Origin of the sequence: Ruegeria sp. HKCCA6707 (genome assembly GCF_013033515.1) — a bacterium.
In the GTDB taxonomy this organism is placed as follows: Bacteria; Pseudomonadota; Alphaproteobacteria; order Rhodobacterales; family Rhodobacteraceae; genus Ruegeria.
Genome location: NZ_WQEG01000004.1, coordinates 213128 through 232198 on the forward strand (window position 1 = coordinate 213128; position 19071 = coordinate 232198).

A 19071-nucleotide genomic window follows, 5' to 3' on the forward strand; every position below is an offset into this window, starting at 1 on the left:
GGTCGTTTCCATGAGTTCAGGGCTTACGCGTCATAACGCAGGCAGGGCTGCGCCTCAACGACATTGCGTTTTCGCCTTTCGTCGCACGAGGGGGATTTGTAAGGTCACGCCCGGAACACGCCAGAAGGGGGCCGCCTTGTCCACAGTCACGCCGATGATGGCGCAATACCTTGAGATCAAAGAGGCCCATTCCGACGCTCTGCTGTTTTATCGCATGGGCGACTTCTATGAGATGTTCTTTGACGATGCGGTCAACGCAGCCGAGGCGCTGGACATCGCGCTGACCAAGCGCGGCAAACACAACGACACCGACATTCCGATGTGCGGTGTGCCGGTGCATTCAGCCGAAGGGTATTTGCTGACACTTATTCGTAAAGGCTTTCGCGTGGCAGTCTGCGAACAGATGGAAAGTCCGGCCGAGGCCAAGAAAAGAGGCTCTAAAGCAGTAGTAAAGCGCGATGTTGTGCGATTGGTGACCCCCGGCACACTGACCGAAGACGCATTGCTTGAGGCGCGCCGTCACAACTTTCTCGCCACCTATTCCGAGGTTCGGGATGAGGCCGCGCTGGCCTGGGCCGATATCTCGACCGGTGCGTTTCATGTCATGCCGCTGACCTCGGTGCGGCTCAACCCCGAACTCGCCCGGCTGGCACCGTCCGAGTTGATCATTGCTGATGGATCCGCGCAGGCCTTGCAGGAACCCGCCCGCGACCTGGGCATCTCGCTGACCCCGATCGGCCGCGCCAGTTTCGACAGCACCGCCGCCGAAAAACGCATCTGTGCGCTGTTCAAAGTTGGAGCACTGGACGCGTTTGGAAGCTTTACCCGTGCCGAGGTCTCGGCCATGGGGGCCCTGATCGACTATCTTGAGATCACGCAAAAGGGCAAACTGCCCCTTCTGCAACCTCCGACAAAGGAATCTGCAGACCGCGTGGTTCAGATCGACACCGCAACCCGGCGCAACCTTGAACTCACCCGCTCCCTGTCTGGTGGTCGCGCCGGATCGCTGTTGTCCGTTGTTGACCGCACAGTGACACCCGGCGGTGCGCGACTGCTGGAACAACGGCTCTCAAGCCCCTCGCGCAGCCTTGATGTGATCCACGCCCGGCTGGATGCGGTGAGTTTTGCCGTCGAAGACAGCTTGATCACCTCAGATCTGCGCGAAGCCCTGCGCAAAACCCCGGATCTTGACCGCGCCCTGTCCCGCCTGTCGCTGGATCGCGGTGGGCCGCGCGATCTGGCGGCAATCCGCAATGGGTTGAATCAGGCCGCGACACTTGCCGATCTTTGCGCCTCCCAAGACCTGCCGGATTTGTTGAAATCAGCGGTGCAAAACCTTGTCGGGTTTAACGACCTTCTGCAGCTTTTAGATGACGCATTGGTTGCCGAACCCCCCCTGCTGACCCGAGATGGTGGTTTCATCGCCACCGGCTTTGATGAAGAACTGGACGAAGCCCGCACCCTGCGCGACGAAGGCCGCTCGGTCATCGCCGGGTTCCAGCAGAACTATGCCGAACAGACCGGTATCGCCTCACTGAAGATCAAGCACAACAATGTGCTGGGTTATTTCATCGAAACCACAGCCACCCATGCCGAAAAGATGCTGAGCCCCCCGTTCAGCGAAACCTATATCCACCGCCAAACCACCGCCAATCAGGTGCGTTTTACCACGGTTGAACTGTCCGAGATCGAAACCCGCATCCTGAACGCTGGTAATCTGGCGCTGGAGATCGAAAAACGGCTCTATCAAAGGCTTTCTGATGAGATTTTGAGTCTCGCCGCCCGCCTCAACCAAGCCGCCCGAGGGTTAGCCGAGCTGGACCTGACCACAGCGCTTGCCGATCTGGCGCGTGGCGAAAACTGGTGCCGCCCACAGGTCGACGCATCGCGCGCCTTCGACATTCAGGGTGGTCGTCACCCGGTTGTCGAACACGCCCTGCGTCACCAAAGCGGCGACGCGTTCATCGCGAATGACTGCGACCTCAGCGCGGAAGACGGCGCCGCGATCTGGCTTCTGACCGGCCCCAACATGGCTGGTAAATCCACGTTTCTGCGCCAGAACGCCCTGATTGCTCTAATGGCCCAGATGGGCAGCTATGTTCCCGCTGAACGCGCGCATATTGGTTTGGTTAGCCAGCTTTTCAGCCGTGTCGGCGCCTCCGACGATCTGGCCCGCGGTCGCTCGACCTTCATGGTCGAAATGGTCGAAACCGCAGCCATCCTGAACCAGGCAGATGCGCACGCCTTGGTCATCCTGGATGAAATCGGGCGCGGCACCGCCACCTATGATGGGCTGTCCATTGCTTGGGCTACGTTGGAACATCTGCACGCCGCGAATACATGCCGCGCCCTGTTTGCCACGCATTATCACGAACTCACCGCTCTCGCCGGTAATCTCGAAGGTGTCGACAACGCCACCGTCGCGGTCAAGGAATGGGAAGGTGAGGTCATCTTCCTGCACGAGGTCCACAAAGGCGCCGCCGACCGGTCTTATGGCGTTCAGGTCGCACAGCTGGCCGGCCTGCCCGCCTCTGTCGTCGACCGCGCCCGCGTTGTCCTTGAGCAACTGGAAAAAACCGAACGTGAAGGCGGCAAACAAAAAGCGTTGATCGATGACCTCCCGCTCTTTTCGGCCGCTCCGCCGCCGCCACCTGCGCCCAAAAAAACGTCACCGGTCACAGACATGCTCAACGACATCCTGCCGGATGAGCTCAGCCCCCGCGAAGCGCTTGACCTGATCTACAAACTGAAAGAGGCGGCCAAATCCTGACCGCCCCTTCTTCTGTTCAAAAATACCTCCGCCGGAGGCTTGGCCTCGCAGAGGCCAATCAGCTCGCAGGTGTTGAAGACACCCCAACCTGCGCCGGGCGCAGCAAACGGTCGTGCAGCATGAACCCTTCGGCAGATACTTGAATGATGTCGCCAGCCTTAGTCCCCGGCACCGGAGCCTCAAACATCGCCTCATGCACGTTGGGATCAAACCGGTCACCGACTTCCGGCGTGATCACCTCGATCCCGTGTTTCTGGAACACATCCTTCAAGGCCCGCATGGTCAGTTCGACCCCTTCGATCAGACCCGCAGCGACTTCTTTCTGCTCATCTGTCGCGGCCTCCAGAGCGCGCTTCATATTGTCGTAAACCGGCAGCATATCGCGCGCCAGCTTTGACCCGCCATATTGTTCCGCATCGCGGCGCGCCTTGTCTCCGCGTTTGCGCGCGTTCTCCGCATCCGCCAAGGCACGCATGAACTTGTCTTTGTAGTCATCCCGCTCGGCGCGCAGCTCATCCAGCTCCAGCGCTTCATCGCTGATCTCGGCCATCTCATCCGCCAGCTCTTCCGCCTCGGCCGACATGATGTCATCCAGAAAATCTTCGTTCTTGGGTTCTGCCATCTCTTACCCTCTAGCTCCGGTCGGATATCAGCTTGCCGACCAGTTGCGCCGTATAATCCACGATTGGTACGATCCGCCCATAGTTCAGACGAGTGGGCCCGATGACCCCAACCGCACCAATTATCTTACGATCAGCGTTCATATATGGAGACACCACCAAAGAGGAACCCGAAAGTGAGAAAAGTTTGTTCTCAGAGCCGATAAAAATGCGCACACCTTCGCCATCCTCGGTCAATTCAAGGAATTCCGCGATGTCGCGCTTGCGTTCCAGATCATCAAACAGGGTGCGAATGCGGTCCAGTTCTTCGGCCTCACCCGATTCACCCAGAAGATTCGCCCGCCCGCGAACAATCAACCGGGCCGAGTCGGTGCCATCCCCTTCCCAGGCGGCCATGCCGCTCTCGACCATTTCCCGCGCCAAAACATCAATTTCCTGCTTGCGCGCGTCGATCTGGCTTTGCATTTGACGCCGCACATCGCCAAGTGTGCGCCCTTCGATCAACGCGTTCAAGAAATTCGCGGCTTCCCGCATCGAACTTGGCGTTTGCCCGGGCGGTGGTGTGAACAGGCGATTTTCAACGTGACCATCAGAAAAGACCAGAACCACCAAGGCGCGGTCATGACCCAATGAGACGAACTCGATATGTTTGATCTCGGCCTCATGCTTGGGCGTCAAAACCAGTGATGCGCCCTGTGTCACGTTTGACAAAGCCGCACCTACACGGTCCAGCATGCCACCAACGTCCCCAGCGTTAGAGCCTAATGTCTCATCAAGTTTCTGCCTGTCATCAGGCCCCAGATCACCCACCTCAAGCAGCCCGTCTACAAACATACGCAACCCCTGCTGGGTCGGAATGCGGCCTGCACTGACATGCGGGCTGTCGAGCAGGCCCAGAAATTCCAGATCCTGCATCACATTGCGCACGGTCGCCGCGCTGACTTTTTCCGACAAAGTGCGCGTCAACGTGCGGCTGCCCACCGGCTCACCACTGTCCAGATAGCTTTCGACTATCAACCGGAACACCTCACGGGACCGGTCGTTCATCTCATCCAGAATTTTGCTCGCGTCGCTCATCGGCAATCTCCTGCTGGGTGGTCATTAAATAGCAGGCCATGGAAAGGTCAATCGGGGTTGCATCGTAACGCTGCAGGGCGGTATCCCCAACCCAGCAAACAAAGGAATTCCCATGCGACCCTCAGGACGTGATCTAAACGAAATGCGCGCCGTTTCAATCGAAACGGGTTTTACCAAACATGCCGAAGGGTCTTGCCTGATCAAGATGGGCGACACCCATGTGCTGTGCACCGCCACGATCGAGGAACGCGTACCGCCCTTCATCAAGGGCTCGGGTCTGGGTTGGGTTACCGCTGAATACGGTATGCTGCCCCGCGCAACCAACACCCGGATGCGGCGCGAGGCGGCCAGCGGCAAGCAAGGCGGCCGTACCGTAGAAATCCAGCGCTTGATTGGCCGTGCGTTGCGCGCTGGTGTCGACCGCGTGGCCCTGGGCGAGCGTCAGATCACCGTGGACTGCGACGTAATCCAGGCCGATGGCGGCACCCGCTGCGCCTCGATTACCGGGGGATGGGTTGCACTGCGTCTGGCCGTGAACAAGCTGATGAAGGCGGGCGACGTGATCTCGGACCCGCTGGTCGATCCGGTTTCCGCCGTATCCTGTGGCATCTATGCGGGCCAGCCGGTGCTGGATCTTGACTATCCTGAAGACAGCGAGGCCGGCGTGGACGGCAATTTCATCATGACCGGGTCAGGCAAGCTGATCGAAGTGCAAATGAGCGCTGAAGGCTCGATCTTTAGCCGGGCACAGATGGATCAGCTGATGGATCTGGCAGAAAAAGGTGTCGGCGAGCTGGCCGCAGCCCAGAAAGCCGCGACCGCATGACCCGCAAGTTCGAGGGCGACCGCCTGCTAGTCGCCACGCACAACAAAGGCAAGCTTGAAGAGGTCGCGCACCTGCTGGAACCCTTTGGCGTGACCGTCGTTGGTGCGGCTGACATGAACCTGCCCGAACCGGAAGAGACCGAGGATACCTTTGTCGGCAACGCCCGGATCAAGGCTCATGCCGCATCCAAAGCCACCGGCCTGCCCGCGCTTTCGGATGATTCCGGGATCACCATCGACGCGTTGGACGGTGCGCCCGGCGTCTATACCGCCGATTGGGCCGAAACCGGCAATGGTCGTGACTTCATGATGGCAATGACCCGCGCCCATACTGAGCTCGAGGCGAAGAACGCCCCTCACCCACGCACCGCTCAGTTCCGCAGCACTTTGGTTCTGGCCTGGCCTGACGGGCATGACGAAGTGTTCGAAGGCGTTGCACCCGGCCATCTGGTCTGGCCCGTGCGCGGCGAAGGCGGGTTTGGCTATGATCCAATGTTTGTCCCCGAAGGCCACGACATTACCTTTGCCGAAATGGATCGCTGGGAAAAGAACAAGATCAGCCACCGGGGCCGCGCGGTGGAGATGTTCGTGAAAGGCTGTTTTGGCGGATGATTGGCGCAACGGGGGCTTTGGCCTGTATGTGCATTGGCCCTTTTGCGAGGCCAAATGCCCCTATTGTGATTTCAACAGCCATGTTTCAAGAAATATTGATCAAAAACAATGGCTTGACTGCTATCTAAGCGAATTGCGCCGCTCTGCCGGTGAAACACCCGACAGGGTCTTGAACACGATCTTTTTCGGCGGTGGCACACCGTCGCTGATGGCCCCCGAGACCGTCTCTGCCGTCATTGATACGGCGCGTGCGCTGTGGCGCCCCGCCAACAACATGGAAATCACGCTGGAAGCGAATCCCGGCTCGGTTGAGGCAGGCAGGTTCGCCGCCTATCGCGATGCAGGTGTGAACCGCATTTCCATCGGCGTTCAAGCGCTGAACGACGACGACCTGCGCCGGTTGGGCCGCATTCATACGGTCACCGAGGCGCGTGCCGCGTTCGACATAGCCCGATCTTGTTTTGGCCGTGTCAGTTTCGACCTGATCTATGCGCGCCAACACCAAACTCTGGACGCGTGGCGCGCGGAATTGACCGAAGCGCTGTCGATGGCCGTCGATCACCTGTCGCTCTATCAGTTAACGATCGAACAAGGCACTGCCTTTGGAGATCGCTATGCCTTGGGCAAACTGCGCGGATTGCCCGAAGATGACAGCGCCGCCAATATGTATCTGGCCACGCAAGAGATCTGCGAAACTCACGGGCTGCCCGCCTATGAGGTGTCCAACCACGCAAGGCCCGGTGCCGAGTCGCAGCACAATCTGATCTATTGGCGCTATGGCGACTATGTCGGCATCGGTCCCGGTGCGCATGGGCGGATCACCTTAAATGGCCAGAAATACGCGACCGAGACCCATCTTGCCCCTCAACGCTGGTTGGGTGCCGCAGCCAATGGCAATGGCGAGACAGTTCGCACCGAGGTGACACGTCAAGAACAGGCTCAAGAATACCTTATGATGGGTCTACGCATTGTAGAAGGACTAGATATAGAGAGATACTGCGCACTGTCCGGATGTTCTCTGCCCCAAGACAAGCTGGACCACCTTACCCAGATCGGAATGATTCAATGTCAGGACGGGCGCTTGATGGCCACGCCGGATGGGCGCGCTGTATTGAACGCGGTTATCCGAGACTTGCTGGATTAACGGATGCATTATCTTTGGGCTGCACTTGGACTTCTCTGCGTTGCACTGGCGATGATCGGGGTTGTTCTGCCGCTGCTGCCAACCGTACCCTTTCTGCTCTTGGCGGCATTCTTTTTTGCCCGATCCTCGACGCGGCTACACACTTGGCTTATCACCCACAAAACCTTTGGCCCGATGATAGTGGACTGGCAGCAATCCGGCGCTATTCGCCCAGCTGCAAAAAAGGCAGCAACCCTGTCTGTTGTCGCCGTTTTCGGTTTTTCGGTTTTGCTATCTGTGCCGACACATGTCTTGGTGATTCAGGTGATTACGTTAGCCGGAGTTATGATCTTTATCTGGACCAGGCCTAGCGGCTAAGCTTGGCGCACAGATCATCCAACTGATCCAGGTTTTCATAGGTCAGAACCACCTGCCCGCTTTCTCCACCAGCCTTATGGTTGATCGAAACCTTCATTGCCAATATGGCCGAAAGATCTTTCTCAAGCGCGCGCGTATCCGCATCTTTTCCTGCATTCAGGTTTCGTGTGCGAGGGGTTACCTTCGGATCATTCGGTTGGTTCTGCTTTTTCACCAGATTTTCAGTCGCCCGAACAGATAATCCGTCTTCAACGATCTGTTTGGCAAGTTCGGACGCGTTTTCAGCCGTAACAAGCGCTCTTGCATGACCAGCAGACAATTTCCCGTCGACCACCAGTGCCTGCACATCCATAGGCAAGGACAGCAAACGCATCAGGTTTGCAATGTGGCTGCGGCTTTTACCTAAAGCTTCAGACAGCTTCTCTTGCGTATGGCCAAACTTGTCCATCAACTGCCGATAACCCGCGGCCTCTTCCACCGCATTCAGATCGGCGCGCTGGATATTTTCGATAATGGCGACTTCCAGCACCTCGGTATCGTCGAACTCGCGCACGATGACTGGAATTTCATGCAGCTGAGCCATTTGTGCCGCGCGCCAGCGGCGCTCACCCGCTACGATTTCATACTCGCTGTCGTTAATCGCACGCACGATCAAAGGTTGGATGATGCCCTTTTCTTTGATCGAAGCCGCCAGATCGTCCAATTGATCTTGCGAGAACGTCCGGCGCGGCTGATTGGGGTTCGCTTTCAGCTTTTCGATGGGTACATTCAGATCAGGACGGCGTGGCGTGGCAGATACGCGCCCTTCACCTTCGGGCGTGACGTCCGCCATCAGAGCGGACAATCCGCGACCCAATCCCCGGGGCTTGCTTTTCTTGACGCTCATTTTGCCCTCCTGTCGACCGGTCAGGCCGCTGATTTGTTATTCTTGTGCATGACTTCCCGGGCCAAGTGCCGATACGCCATCGCGCCCAGAGAACCCGAATCGTACTGCAAAACCGGCATCGCATAAGACGGTGCCTCACTGACCCGAACATTTCGGGGTATTTTGGTTTTAAATACCATCTCACCCAGATTGTCACGCGCGTCTTTTTCCACCTGGCGGGACAAGTTGTTGCGGTTGTCATACATAGTCAACACAACACCTTCGATTCTGAGGCCTGGATTCGCGGTCTGCCGAACCTCTCTTATTGTCAGCATCAACTGGGATAAACCTTCCAGCGCAAAGAACTCGCTTTGCAGCGGAACCAGAACAGAATGCGCAGCCACCATGGCGTTTACAGTCAACAAATTCAGCGAAGGCGGGCAGTCGATCAGGATAAAATCCAAGGAAAACGCGTCCACCGCAGTTTGCCTCAGTGCGTCATGTAAAAGATAGCTACGCTTCTCGTTCGAGATCAGTTCAATATCTGCTGAACTAAGATCCACCGTGGCCGGAACAACCAGAAGGTTGTCAATTTCCGTGTCCTGTACAACCGCTTCGAGTGGCGCATCGTCCAAAAGCAGATCATAGGTCGTCCAGTCCCGATCTTCTACGCCCAGCCCGGTGGACGCGTTGCCCTGGGGGTCAAGATCCACCACAAGAACTCGACAGCCAGCCTCGGCCAAACCGGCGGCCAAGTTGATTGCAGTTGTTGTCTTTCCCACCCCGCCTTTTTGATTTGCGACCGCGATGATCCGAGGTCCGTTCGGACGAGACAAATCAACCACGTGAGACTCCTGTGATTTTAAGGATAACGGCTTGGGGCTCAGTTATACTTTTAATCGGGTCAGCATTGAATTTCCATTCTTCCTGAGCTTTTGAAAGCTCTTTTTTCCATCTCGCGCCTTTCGGCAACAATGCGGTGCCCGATGCATGCAAGTGCCGGTTACAAAAGGACAGAAGAGTGGTCAGATCAGCCAAGGCTCTTGCCGACAGAATATCGGCGCTTAGCGGCTCAACTGCTTCTATGCGCTTCGACATCACGCGACAATTTACACCAGTCTCGCGAATGACTGCGCGAAGGAAAGCGCTTTTTCGTTGATCGCTCTCGACCATGGTGAATTCGGTGTCGGGCGCGGATTCCTTTGCCAGGATTGCACACACAATCCCCGGAAAACCGCCCCCACTTCCCAAATCTACCCAAGTTTTACCCTTCGGTGCACAGCGGAATACCTGCACGGAATCCAGAATATGCCGGTCCCAAATCTGCGCAAGGCTTGCGCGGGACACCAGATTTATTCTCGGATTCCATTGCTCCACGAGATTTACGTAGGTTTTCAGGTGGTCGAGTGTTTCACGTGAAACATTCAGAGCATCAACTGTCTCCGACGAACGATGGATCATGCTTTTCGAACTTTCTGATCCCGACGCAGCTTCGCCAGAACCAATGTGATCGCAGCCGGGGTGACGCCTTCAACCCGACCAGCCTGCGCGATATTTGCTGGTTTTGCATTCGAAAGCTTCTGCTTCATCTCCGACGATAGGCCGTCCAGAGCGAAATAATCGAAGTCACGAGGGATAACATGGGTTTCATCTCGCTTCATAGCTTCGACATCTCTTTGCTGTCGCGCGATATAGTTTGCATAAAGCGCGTCGCGCTCGATCTGCCTCCGTGTTTCGGCATCAGTGCCTGCAAGCTCTGGAACAAGTGGCAGAACATCCTCGAAATTCACATTCGGAAAAGCAAGGATAGCCATCCCGTCCCGTCGGTTTCCATCTTGATTGACGTCAATACCTGCGCTGCGAACCTCCTTCGGCGTGAATGTCTGCTCAGTCAAGGCTGCCTTTGCCTGAACCAGCTTTTCCATTTTTCGCTCGAACAACGCCTGACGCGCTTGCCCGACACATCCGATGTCACACCCAAGCGATGTCAACCGTTGGTCGGCGTTATCCGCACGTAAAGAAAGACGAAACTCCGCACGCGAGGTGAACATCCGATAGGGTTCCGCCACGCCCCGCGTTGTGAGATCATCAATCATAACGCCGATATAGCTGTCGGATCGAGTGAAATGGATCGGATCCTTGCCTTGAACGGCCAACGCAGCATTCAATCCGGCAACCAACCCTTGCGCTGCTGCTTCCTCATATCCTGTAGTTCCGTTGATCTGACCCGCTAGGTATAGGCAGGGCACCTCAGGCAAAGCCAATTCAGCGGTCAGCACCCGAGGGTCAACATAGTCATATTCGATCGCATAGCCTGGCAGCAGGATTTCCGCACTCTCCAGGCCAACGATTGACCGAACATATGCGTGTTGCACGTCCTCCGGCAGCGACGTTGAAATACCATTCGGGTAAATCGTATGATCTCCGATGCCTTCCGGCTCCAAAAAGATCTGGTGCGATTCCTTGTCCGCAAATCGAACGATCTTGTCTTCGATAGACGGGCAATACCGTGGACCCACCCCGTCGATATGACCCCCATACATTGCAGAACGTGAGAGGTTATCTTCGATAATCTGATGCGTTCGCGCGTTGGTATGTGTGATTCCACATGCGATTTGCGGTGCCACGACAGATTTTGACATAAATGAAAACAGAACAGGGTCCTCGTCCCCATCCTGACGCTCAAGCACATCCCAATTGATTGTCCGACCATCCAGCCGCGGTGGCGTACCCGTTTTCAAACGCGCCATGGGAAGGTCAAACCCGTCCAGCCGTTCCGCCAATTTGACAGAGGGACGATCCCCCATACGGCCGCCAGGCTTGGAAACGTCGCCGATATGGATCACGCCGCGAAGAAACGTTCCAGAGGTCAAAATTAAAGCTTTTGCTGGGATCTCTGATCCGTCACTCAGAACAACACCAGAAACGCGATCCCCTGCCATGATCAGATCTACAACTTCGCCTTCAATGACAGTCAGATTTTCCTGACGACGCGTTTCGTCTTGCATTGCCGCACGATACAAAGCTCGGTCTGCCTGCGCGCGTGGTCCCTGAACCGCCGGCCCTTTTCGCCGGTTTAGCAGCCGGAACTGAATGCCGGCCCGGTCTGCGACGCGTCCCATAACCCCATCCATCGCGTCGATTTCACGCACAAGGTGGCCCTTGCCCAATCCTCCGATCGCCGGATTACATGACATAACACCGATGTCTTTCTCGGACAGGGTCACCAATGCAGTTCGCGCATTCATCCGAGCAGCCGCATGGGCAGCTTCACTTCCAGCGTGACCGGCTCCGATAACAACGATATCAAACTGTGAATGTTTCACGTGAAACACTCCTTACTTTCCAAGACAGAAGCTGGAGAAGATCTCATCCAGCAGTGTTTCGACATCTATGCGTCCGACCAGGTTTTCCAAGGCACGTATCGCGGTGCGTAATTCTTCAGCTGCAATATCATACATGTCGGGACCTGATTCCAGTACCCGCTCTGCCTGCGTCAACGCATTGGATGCCTGGATCATCGCGATGCGATGTCTTTCACGGGTCGCAATACCATGACTAGTGGTTCGCTCCGCAAGCCTATACGATATATCGGAAACCAGCTGATCGATCCCCTGCCCTGTTTTCCCTGATACACCAGCAGCCCCTTCAGGACCGAGGTCTGCTTTCGGACGGACAATCACATCTTCAGGTTGAACGGGTATTCCCAGTGCTTCAACATCATCAGCCAGAAAAACGCGCAGATCTGCGGAATTTGCCCGCCGTCGCGCAAGGTCTATTCCCAGACCTTCGACATGATCATCTGTTTCCCGCAAACCTGCAGTATCGAGCAAAGTGACAGGCAAACCTGCCAGATCCATGCGAACTTCGATGACATCCCGAGTCGTTCCGGCATATTCCGATGTTATCGCAGCCTCGCGACCTGCCAATGCGTTCAGCAAGGTCGACTTTCCCGCGTTTGGCAGGCCAATAATTGCCACCTCGAACCCGGTTCGCACACGTTCCGCGATTTGAACCCCTTTGGCTTCTTTGTCCAGATCCTGCACTACACCCTGGATCAGATCCCGCACCTCAGGTGTGACATCGGTCGGCACCTCTTCGTCAGCAAAGTCAATCACGGCTTCCAGTAAAGACGCAGCGCGGATCAGATCCCGGCGCCAACGCTCGACCAGATCACCAAGCGCACCGGCCAAAATTGTCTGAGCTTGCTTGCGTTGTGCTTCGGTCTCGGCATCGATCAGGTCAGCCAGACCTTCGACTTGGGTCAGATCCATACGCCCGTTTTCCAACGCGCGGCGCGTGAATTCCCCGGGATCTGCCATGCGTAGATCATCCATGTCAGACAGACAGCGCAGAACCGCGTTCACCGTTGCTGTACTGCCATGGATTTGAAGCTCGGCCACATCTTCGCCGGTGAAACTGGACGGAGCCTGAAAGGTCAACACGAGTCCATCGTCCAAACGCGTTCCATCTGGCGCGCGCAAGGTCCGCACGCGCATTCCGCGTTGAGGCAGATCACCACCAACCAGCGTTTTCGCAGCAGAATGGGCCAAAGGGCCAGAGAGGCGGATGACCGCCACCCCAGCTTTGCCTTGCGCGCTGGCCAAGGCGAATATCGTATCCATTCGAAGGCCTCGCGAGGGTTAAGACCTGTGTCAGGTATTCATCGAGTCGAAGAATTCCGAGTTTGTCTTGGTCTGTTTCAACTTCGACAACAGGAACTCGATTGCGTCGGTTGTCCCCATCGGGTTGAGGATACGGCGCAGAACAAAGGTCTTGGCCAGATCACCCTTGTCGACCAACAGATCCTCTTTCCGGGTACCGGATTTGAGGATGTCGATGGCCGGGAACACGCGCTTGTCGGCAATCTTGCGATCCAGCACGATTTCCGAGTTACCGGTGCCTTTGAATTCTTCAAAGATAACCTCGTCCATCCGGCTACCAGTATCAATAAGCGCAGTGGCGATGATGGTCAGCGATCCGCCTTCTTCGATATTCCGTGCCGCACCGAAGAACCGCTTGGGCCGTTGCAGCGCGTTGGCGTCCACACCACCGGTCAGAACTTTACCCGACGACGGCACAACTGTGTTAAATGCCCTACCAAGTCTTGTGATCGAATCAAGAAGGATAACAACATCTCGTTTATGTTCGACCAAACGTTTGGCTTTTTCGATCACCATTTCCGATACGGCAACGTGGCGCGTCGCCGGTTCGTCGAAGGTCGAGGACACAACCTCACCCTTCACCGAGCGCTGCATATCGGTCACCTCTTCCGGGCGTTCATCGATCAGCAGGACGATCAGATAACACTCCGGGTGGTTCTGTTCGATCGAATGCGCGATGTTCTGCAGGATCACGGTTTTACCCGTCCGCGGAGGCGCCACGATCAGTGACCGCTGACCCTTCCCGATCGGCGCAACCAGGTCGATCACACGGGCGGATTTGTCCTTGATGGTGGGATCTTCGATCTCCATCTTCAGACGTTCCTCGGGGTAGAGGGGCGTCAGGTTGTCGAACAGGATCTTGTGCTTTGCTTTTTCCGGGTCTTCAAAATTGATCTTAGTGACCTTGGTCAGCGCAAAATAGCGTTCGTTCTCATCCGGTGCCTTGATCTCACCTTCGACCGTGTCACCGGTGCGCAGCGAATGTTGGCGGATCATGTCGGGTGAGACATAGATATCGTCGGGACCGGGCAGATAATTCGCCTCGGGCGAGCGCAAAAAGCCGAACCCGTCTTGCAGAACCTCCAAAACGCCATCGCCACCAACGGTCCACCCCTCATCCGCGCGTTCGCGCAGGATCTGGAACATCATCTCGCCTTTCCGCATGGTCGAGGCGTTTTCGATCTCCAGCTCTTCGGCCATGGCCAGAAGGTCTTTGGGGCTTTTGGCCTTGAGGTCAGCCAGATTCAGGGCGTCAGTTGTCATAATATATACCTTCACCGCGAACTGCGCGGTACAAAGTGGAATTTCAGTACGGAAGATACGCCGCCCGGACGGGCGAGTTGGCAATTACATAAGCGCGTCGAAGGGCAGAGTCAATTCACCCCTCAGAACTTCAGAACGACCGCCAGAACGATCAAAACCATCAAAACGGTCGGGACCTCGTTCATCATGCGATACTGCCGCCCAGTGAGCGTATTTCGCCCCGCAACAAAGTCCTTGCGTCTGGCCATCAGCCAATGATGAAACCAGGTCATTGCGATCACCGCCGCACCCTTGACCCAGGGCCAGGCAAAATCCCAGCCGACAATGCCCGGTGTGAACACCATGATCAGGCCACATATCCACGCCACGATGCTTGCCGGTCGCATGATCACACGCAGCAGCTTTTCTTCCATCTCAAAGAAAATCGGTTCTGCCCCGTCAACCGATTGTGCCTTTTCTACGTGATAGACAAACAGTCTGGGTAGATAGAACAATCCAGCCATCCAAGAGATCACGGCCATGATGTGCAGAGACTTTACCCAAGGGTATATGGTAAAAAGAAGGTCAGACATGATGCCCCTCGGTTCGTGATCAAACCCTCCCTAATAAAAAAATAAGAAAAGAAAAAGGATGATGGTTTTGTAGGGAGATCAATTTCCGTGGATTACTTTTTTACTCAGGGTTTTTCCCCAAGTGGATAGATATTTCCGCGGTCTGTACGATTCTGTGAAAATAAGAAAATATATTTTTAAAACAGAGTGTTAAGTCTAAATAGAACGACGCTCCTTGGGGATAAATCCTCGGATAAGGCAAGAAAAACAGGTTATCCTGCTGCGCAAACTTATCCTTGTCCCGAAGGTACAGAATTTGAACGACTCGCAGATGTTTTTTGCCAAACCGCAAGGCTTGCGTGTCAACCGGAAAACCATACAAAGCGTCCTTGAACACTTAACGACTTGTAAACGGGGTTTTCCACATGTCTGTCCCCATTGTCTTGGCTTCGGGCTCAACGATCCGGGCGCAAATGCTGCGCAACGCTGGTGTTGATTTCACGGTGCAGGTCGCCCGTGTCGATGAAGAGACGGCCAAGCAGGCTTTGCTGGCCGAAGGCGCGCCGCCGCGTGACATCGCCGATACGCTGGCCGAGATGAAAGCTCGCAAAGTCAGTGAAAAAGCACCCGGTGCCATGGTTCTGGGGTGCGATCAGGTTCTGGATTTCGAAGATTCTTTACTGTCAAAGCCCAAAACGCCGGATGACGCATTGGCACAGCTAAAATTGATGCGCGGCAAGCGGCATATGCTGTTTTCTGCTGCGGTGATCTTTCAGAATGGCGAACCCATCTGGCGGCATGTGGGTCAAGTTCGGCTGCGGATGCGTGCCAGCTCGGATGCATATCTGCGGGACTATGTCACTCGGAACTGGGACAGCATTCGCCACGCCGTAGGCGCTTATAAGCTGGAAGAAGAAGGCGTTCGCCTTTTTGCTGCCATCGAAGGCGATTACTTTAATGTTCTGGGGCTGCCCTTGCTGGAACTGCTGAACTATCTGGCTGTGAAAGGTGTAATTGATCAATGACAGACCATCGAATTCCATTGGCCGGGGTCATCGGGCACCCTGTTGCGCATTCCCGCTCGCCCGCGCTACATGGTCATTGGCTGCACAGGTTCGATCTGTCTGGGTATTACATCCCAATGGATGTCGCGCCCGCGGATCTGGAACGGGTGTTGCGCACTTTGCCTAAGGCTGGGTTTGTCGGGGCCAATGTGACCGTGCCGCATAAAGAGGCCGCGATGCGTTTGGCCGATCATGTGTCAGACCGCGCTTCGGTGATTGGAGCAGCAAATACGCTGGTCTTTCGCGAGGATGGGACCATCCACGCGGATAACACCGACGGCTATGGGTTCATGGCAAACCTGCGCGAGGGCGCGCCGGGTTGGAACCCAAAGGATGGCCCGGCAGTTGTCTTTGGTGCAGGCGGCGCATCCCGGGCGGTTCTGCACGCCCTGTCCGAGGCCGGGGTGCCCGAAATTCTATTGACCAACCGAACCCGCGCCCGGGCAGATCATCTGAAAGAAGAGTTTGGTCAGCGCATTCGTGTGGTGGATTGGGTACAGGCAGATACGGTATTGGAAAACGCAACGCTGGTGGTCAATACAACTTCGTTGGGGATGCAAGGTCAGCCTCAGCTGCGTGTTTCCTTGGAAGGCTTGCAGCCCGGAACTGTCGTTACGGATTTGGTCTATGCACCCTTGCAGACGGAGCTTTTGAAAGCCGCAGACGCCGCTGGCAGCACAACCGTGGATGGCTTGGGTATGTTGTTACATCAGGCCGTTCCGGGATTTGAGCGCTGGTTCGGCGTCCGGCCACAGGTGGACGACGAATTGCGAGCTGCGGTTTTGGCATGAGTTTTGCCCTTGGTCTTACTGGCTCGATCGGCATGGGCAAAAGCACGACCGCCCAGATCTTTGTCGAGGAAGGCTGTGCGCTATGGGATGCAGATGCGGCCGTACATAGGCTCTATTCAAAGGGCGGTGCGGCAGTTGAGCCGATGCGCAATGCCTTCCCAGCCGCTGTAAAAGATGGCGCTGTGGACCGGGAAGTGCTGAAGCAAATCATCGCCAAGGACGCCAGCGCGCTGAAACAGATTGAAGCCATCGTGCACCCGTTGGTCGCCGCTGATCGGGCTGCGTTTCGCAAGACCGCGACAGCCGATATCCTGCTGTTCGACATTCCCCTTCTGTTTGAAACAGGTGGTGACGCTTTGATGGATGCGGTGGCCTGTGTCTCGGTCTCACCCGAAGAACAGAAGCGCCGGGTTCTGACGCGGGGCACGATGACCGAAGCGCAGTTTGAACAGATCAGGGCCAAGCAGATGCCCAATGACGAAAAAGCCACGCGGTCAGATTTCGTGATCGTGACAGATACGCTGGACCATGCCCGCGCACAGGTGCAGGATGTGGTCAGGCAGATACGGGCAGGGTTGAACAATGCGTGAGATTGTACTGGATACCGAGACCACCGGGTTTGATCCCGAAAGCGGGGACCGGATTGTTGAGATCGGCGCGGTTGAGCTGTGGAACCATGTGGCCACCGGTGAAACCTATCACGTCTATATCAATCCCGAACGCGGTATGCCGGACGAGGCTTTTGGCATTCACGGTATAGGCCCAGACCTGTTGGAAACCCCGCGTCCACCGGAAAAAGGTGAGGTGACGCTTAAGGATAAACCGGTCTTTGCCAAAGTTGGGCAAGCCTTTCGCGATTTTGTTGGGGATGCACGGCTGGTGATCCACAACGCGTCCTTCGACATGAAGTTTCTGAACGCCGAGCTAAAATGGATGGGTCTGCCCCCGATTCCGATGGATCAGGCGCTGGATACGCTGGCCATTGCGCGCAAGCGCTTCCCCGGCTCACCCGCGTCGCTGGACGCGCTGTGTCGCCGGTTCAATATCGACAATTCAAACCGCGTACTGCACGGCGCGTTGCTCGATTCCGAGATTCTGGCAGAGGTTTATCTGGAATTAATCGGGGGTCGGCAGCCGGATTTCGGGTTGTCCACTGCCGCATCTGCCACGGGTACCGGCGAAGACGCCTGGCGCCCTGCTCCGCGCGCAACGGCTCTACCGTCTCGGATCACCGAGGAAGAACAAGCCGCACATCAGAAATTTGTGGAAAAATTGGGCGAGAACGCCCTATGGACCCGCGCCTGATCCTGGTCAGACGCGGGTTAAAGGATCAGGCGTCGGCTGTTTGGCCTTGTGCGGCCTGACGGCGCATCAACTCGTTGCGGTAGAGCGCAACAAAATCGATATTGTCCAAGTTCACTGGCGGGAAGCCACCGTCGCGCGTCACGTCGCTCACAATGCGGCGCAGGAACGGGAACAGCATACGCGGGCATTCGATCATCAGGAACGGGTGCAGTTGATCCTCTTGCACACCTTCCACGTGGAACAGGCCGCAATAATCCAGCTCTAGAACAAACAGAACATCGTCCAGACCTTTGGCTTTTGAGGTCAGGTTCAGCTTGATCGAAACTTCGAACTGATGGTCCTGAGGGCGTTTTTTGGCGTCCAGGTTCACCTGAACCGACATTTCAGGCTGAACTTCGCCCGACACACCTTTTTGCGCCATCACGTTTTCGAACGACATGTCGCGGACAAACTGGCCCAGAACACGCATCTGGACCTGAGGTGCGGCTTGCTGGGCCGCAGTGTTTTCTTTTGCGCCTTCTTCGGCCATGGAACTACTCCAAATTTGAAATTCGCCACTGCTTAGCAAGTTGGGCGCAGCACCTCAATGCTGGTGCGGGCCTTCAACCCATTTCGAAGGTTTTGCCGGTTTCTTTCTGGGCTGAACTTCGGAAAACTCACCGTCAATGACGTCGCCCTGATCAAAAGCATCACGACGTTGGTGGAACCCAGCACCGGTTCCCATCTGGAATTGTGTGATCGTGACCTTTGATTTCAGATATTTGAACACGGCCACACGAATCCCCGGGACCAGCAGGGCAAACCCAACAGCATCGGTGAAAAACCCGGGCGTCAACAGCAAGACACCCGACAGCAAGATCATGGCCCCATGGGCCAGCGGTTCGGTCGGGTCATCCAATTCGGCAAAGGATCGCTGAAGGTTGGCGATGGCCGTTCGGCCTTGTGTACGTACAAGAATCGTTCCCAAAACCGCTGTTAGGACAACGATGGCCAGTGTCGGCCACAGCCCAATCAGACCGCCGACCTGAATGAACAGGGCGATCTCGATGATCGGAACCAACAAAAATGCCAAGAACAGATACATATACGTTATCCTTTAGATCAGGCCGGGCAGTGGACTTGCCAGCATCTGTCACCTACATAGTGGCAAGAGGCTGCGTATA

General features: G+C 56.1%; 20 protein-coding genes. 9 read left to right on the top strand and 11 right to left on the bottom strand.

Annotated elements, in window-relative coordinates; genetic code table 11:
- The first annotated feature begins 154 nt into the window (after nucleotides 1-154).
- Complete coding sequence (gene mutS / locus GOW40_RS11910) at nucleotides 155-2770, top strand: DNA mismatch repair protein MutS (protein WP_171132748.1); 2616 nt, start codon at nucleotides 155-157, stop codon at nucleotides 2768-2770.
- Between the two features lie 58 nt (nucleotides 2771-2828).
- Here the strand turns inward: mutS and GOW40_RS11915 are convergent, their stop codons facing one another.
- Both GOW40_RS11915 and hrcA read right to left on the bottom strand, forming a co-directional pair.
- Nucleotides 2829-3392, bottom strand: a complete 564-nt coding sequence (locus GOW40_RS11915; RefSeq protein ID WP_171097424.1) for a nucleotide exchange factor GrpE — start codon at nucleotides 3390-3392, stop codon at nucleotides 2829-2831.
- Between the two features lie 10 nt (nucleotides 3393-3402).
- Nucleotides 3403-4467 (bottom strand): heat-inducible transcriptional repressor HrcA, encoded by a 1065-nt coding sequence (hrcA, locus tag GOW40_RS11920; RefSeq protein ID WP_171097422.1) that lies wholly within the window; start codon nucleotides 4465-4467, stop codon nucleotides 3403-3405.
- A 112-nt stretch (nucleotides 4468-4579) separates the two neighbouring features.
- On the opposite strand from hrcA, the gene rph reads away from it, so the two are divergent.
- The 4 genes from rph to GOW40_RS11940 are packed head-to-tail and all read left to right on the top strand — an operon-like array spanning nucleotide 4580 to nucleotide 7405.
- Nucleotides 4580-5293: a ribonuclease PH gene (gene rph / locus GOW40_RS11925; RefSeq protein ID WP_171230982.1), complete on the top strand. Its 714-nt coding sequence runs from the start codon at nucleotides 4580-4582 to the stop codon at nucleotides 5291-5293.
- A complete protein-coding gene (gene rdgB / locus GOW40_RS11930; RefSeq protein ID WP_171132669.1) occupies nucleotides 5290-5904 on the top strand; it encodes an RdgB/HAM1 family non-canonical purine NTP pyrophosphatase in 615 nt (204 codons plus the stop codon). The genes rph and rdgB overlap by 4 nt, the downstream gene beginning before the upstream one ends.
- Nucleotides 5894-7048 (top strand): radical SAM family heme chaperone HemW, encoded by a 1155-nt coding sequence (gene hemW, locus GOW40_RS11935; RefSeq protein ID WP_171132670.1) that lies wholly within the window; start codon nucleotides 5894-5896, stop codon nucleotides 7046-7048. Before rdgB ends, hemW begins: the two co-directional genes overlap by 11 nt.
- A 3-nt stretch (nucleotides 7049-7051) precedes the next feature.
- Nucleotides 7052-7405 (top strand): YbaN family protein, encoded by a 354-nt coding sequence (locus GOW40_RS11940; protein ID WP_171132671.1) that lies wholly within the window; start codon nucleotides 7052-7054, stop codon nucleotides 7403-7405.
- Here the strand turns inward: GOW40_RS11940 and GOW40_RS11945 are convergent.
- From GOW40_RS11945 to GOW40_RS11975, 7 genes are all read right to left on the bottom strand, one after another.
- The gene (locus tag GOW40_RS11945) at nucleotides 7395-8291 is read right to left on the bottom strand and encodes a ParB/RepB/Spo0J family partition protein (protein WP_171136645.1); all 897 of its coding nucleotides are present in this window, start codon (nucleotides 8289-8291) and stop codon (nucleotides 7395-7397) included. The two genes, GOW40_RS11940 and GOW40_RS11945, sit on opposite strands and share 11 nt — an antisense overlap.
- Nucleotides 8292-8311: 20 nt before the next feature.
- On the bottom strand, nucleotides 8312-9115 hold the full coding sequence (locus tag GOW40_RS11950) for an AAA family ATPase (protein ID WP_171132673.1): 804 nt from the start codon (nucleotides 9113-9115) through the stop codon (nucleotides 8312-8314).
- A complete protein-coding gene (gene rsmG, locus GOW40_RS11955; protein ID WP_171132674.1) occupies nucleotides 9108-9731 on the bottom strand; it encodes a 16S rRNA (guanine(527)-N(7))-methyltransferase RsmG in 624 nt (207 codons plus the stop codon). Before rsmG ends, GOW40_RS11950 begins: the two co-directional genes overlap by 8 nt.
- A complete protein-coding gene (mnmG, locus tag GOW40_RS11960) occupies nucleotides 9728-11596 on the bottom strand; it encodes a tRNA uridine-5-carboxymethylaminomethyl(34) synthesis enzyme MnmG (RefSeq protein WP_171132675.1) in 1869 nt (622 codons plus the stop codon). The genes rsmG and mnmG overlap by 4 nt, the downstream gene beginning before the upstream one ends.
- Before the next feature lie 12 nt (nucleotides 11597-11608).
- A complete protein-coding gene (mnmE, locus tag GOW40_RS11965) occupies nucleotides 11609-12895 on the bottom strand; it encodes a tRNA uridine-5-carboxymethylaminomethyl(34) synthesis GTPase MnmE (RefSeq protein WP_171132676.1) in 1287 nt (428 codons plus the stop codon).
- Between the two features lie 30 nt (nucleotides 12896-12925).
- Nucleotides 12926-14197 carry a transcription termination factor Rho gene (gene rho, locus GOW40_RS11970; protein ID WP_171097404.1) on the bottom strand — a complete coding sequence of 424 codons (1272 nt, stop codon included), beginning with the start codon at nucleotides 14195-14197 and terminating at the stop codon, nucleotides 12926-12928.
- 122 nt (nucleotides 14198-14319) lie between these two features.
- The gene (locus GOW40_RS11975; protein ID WP_171132677.1) at nucleotides 14320-14769 is read right to left on the bottom strand and encodes a CopD family protein; all 450 of its coding nucleotides are present in this window, start codon (nucleotides 14767-14769) and stop codon (nucleotides 14320-14322) included.
- Between the two features lie 404 nt (nucleotides 14770-15173).
- Here GOW40_RS11975 and GOW40_RS11980 point away from each other — a divergent pair, with 404 nt between their 5' ends.
- The 4 genes from GOW40_RS11980 to dnaQ are packed head-to-tail and all read left to right on the top strand — an operon-like array spanning nucleotide 15174 to nucleotide 17908.
- On the top strand, nucleotides 15174-15773 hold the full coding sequence (locus GOW40_RS11980; protein ID WP_171132678.1) for a nucleoside triphosphate pyrophosphatase: 600 nt from the start codon (nucleotides 15174-15176) through the stop codon (nucleotides 15771-15773).
- Nucleotides 15770-16603, top strand: coding sequence for a shikimate dehydrogenase (locus GOW40_RS11985; RefSeq protein ID WP_171132679.1), 834 nt, complete (start codon nucleotides 15770-15772; stop codon nucleotides 16601-16603). Before GOW40_RS11980 ends, GOW40_RS11985 begins: the two co-directional genes overlap by 4 nt.
- The gene (gene coaE, locus GOW40_RS11990) at nucleotides 16600-17193 is read left to right on the top strand and encodes a dephospho-CoA kinase (RefSeq protein WP_171132680.1); all 594 of its coding nucleotides are present in this window, start codon (nucleotides 16600-16602) and stop codon (nucleotides 17191-17193) included. The genes GOW40_RS11985 and coaE overlap by 4 nt, the downstream gene beginning before the upstream one ends.
- Nucleotides 17186-17908 (top strand): DNA polymerase III subunit epsilon, encoded by a 723-nt coding sequence (gene dnaQ, locus GOW40_RS11995; protein WP_171132681.1) that lies wholly within the window; start codon nucleotides 17186-17188, stop codon nucleotides 17906-17908. The genes coaE and dnaQ overlap by 8 nt, the downstream gene beginning before the upstream one ends.
- Before the next feature lie 25 nt (nucleotides 17909-17933).
- On the opposite strand, the gene secB is transcribed toward dnaQ, so the two are convergent.
- Nucleotides 17934-18437 (bottom strand): protein-export chaperone SecB, encoded by a 504-nt coding sequence (gene secB, locus GOW40_RS12000; RefSeq protein ID WP_171132682.1) that lies wholly within the window; start codon nucleotides 18435-18437, stop codon nucleotides 17934-17936.
- Nucleotides 18438-18491: 54 nt separating this feature from the next.
- Entirely contained in the window at nucleotides 18492-18992 is a 501-nt protein-coding gene (locus GOW40_RS12005; RefSeq protein ID WP_171132684.1) for an FxsA family protein, read from the bottom strand.
- Between the last annotated feature and the right edge of the window lie 79 nt (nucleotides 18993-19071).

Bases quoted from the DNA above. Each gene is read 5' to 3' on its own strand.
- rsmG (WP_171132674.1), bottom strand. From the start codon at position 9,731: ATGATCCATCGTTCGTCGGAGACAGTTGATGCTCTGAATGTTTCACGT.
- mutS (WP_171132748.1), top strand. From the start codon at position 155: ATGATGGCGCAATACCTTGAGATCAAAGAGGCCCATTCCGACGCTCTG.
- secB (WP_171132682.1), bottom strand. From the start codon at position 18,437: ATGGCCGAAGAAGGCGCAAAAGAAAACACTGCGGCCCAGCAAGCCGCA.
- GOW40_RS11975 (WP_171132677.1), bottom strand. From the start codon at position 14,769: ATGTCTGACCTTCTTTTTACCATATACCCTTGGGTAAAGTCTCTGCAC.
- GOW40_RS11940 (WP_171132671.1), top strand. From the start codon at position 7,052: ATGCATTATCTTTGGGCTGCACTTGGACTTCTCTGCGTTGCACTGGCG.
- hrcA (WP_171097422.1), bottom strand. From the start codon at position 4,467: ATGAGCGACGCGAGCAAAATTCTGGATGAGATGAACGACCGGTCCCGT.
- rph (WP_171230982.1), top strand. From the start codon at position 4,580: ATGCGACCCTCAGGACGTGATCTAAACGAAATGCGCGCCGTTTCAATC.
- rdgB (WP_171132669.1), top strand. From the start codon at position 5,290: ATGACCCGCAAGTTCGAGGGCGACCGCCTGCTAGTCGCCACGCACAAC.
- GOW40_RS12005 (WP_171132684.1), bottom strand. From the start codon at position 18,992: ATGTATCTGTTCTTGGCATTTTTGTTGGTTCCGATCATCGAGATCGCC.
- GOW40_RS11985 (WP_171132679.1), top strand. From the start codon at position 15,770: ATGACAGACCATCGAATTCCATTGGCCGGGGTCATCGGGCACCCTGTT.
- mnmE (WP_171132676.1), bottom strand. From the start codon at position 12,895: ATGGATACGATATTCGCCTTGGCCAGCGCGCAAGGCAAAGCTGGGGTG.
- coaE (WP_171132680.1), top strand. From the start codon at position 16,600: ATGAGTTTTGCCCTTGGTCTTACTGGCTCGATCGGCATGGGCAAAAGC.
- rho (WP_171097404.1), bottom strand. From the start codon at position 14,197: ATGACAACTGACGCCCTGAATCTGGCTGACCTCAAGGCCAAAAGCCCC.
- GOW40_RS11980 (WP_171132678.1), top strand. From the start codon at position 15,174: ATGTCTGTCCCCATTGTCTTGGCTTCGGGCTCAACGATCCGGGCGCAA.
- GOW40_RS11945 (WP_171136645.1), bottom strand. From the start codon at position 8,291: ATGAGCGTCAAGAAAAGCAAGCCCCGGGGATTGGGTCGCGGATTGTCC.
- GOW40_RS11915 (WP_171097424.1), bottom strand. From the start codon at position 3,392: ATGGCAGAACCCAAGAACGAAGATTTTCTGGATGACATCATGTCGGCC.
- dnaQ (WP_171132681.1), top strand. From the start codon at position 17,186: ATGCGTGAGATTGTACTGGATACCGAGACCACCGGGTTTGATCCCGAA.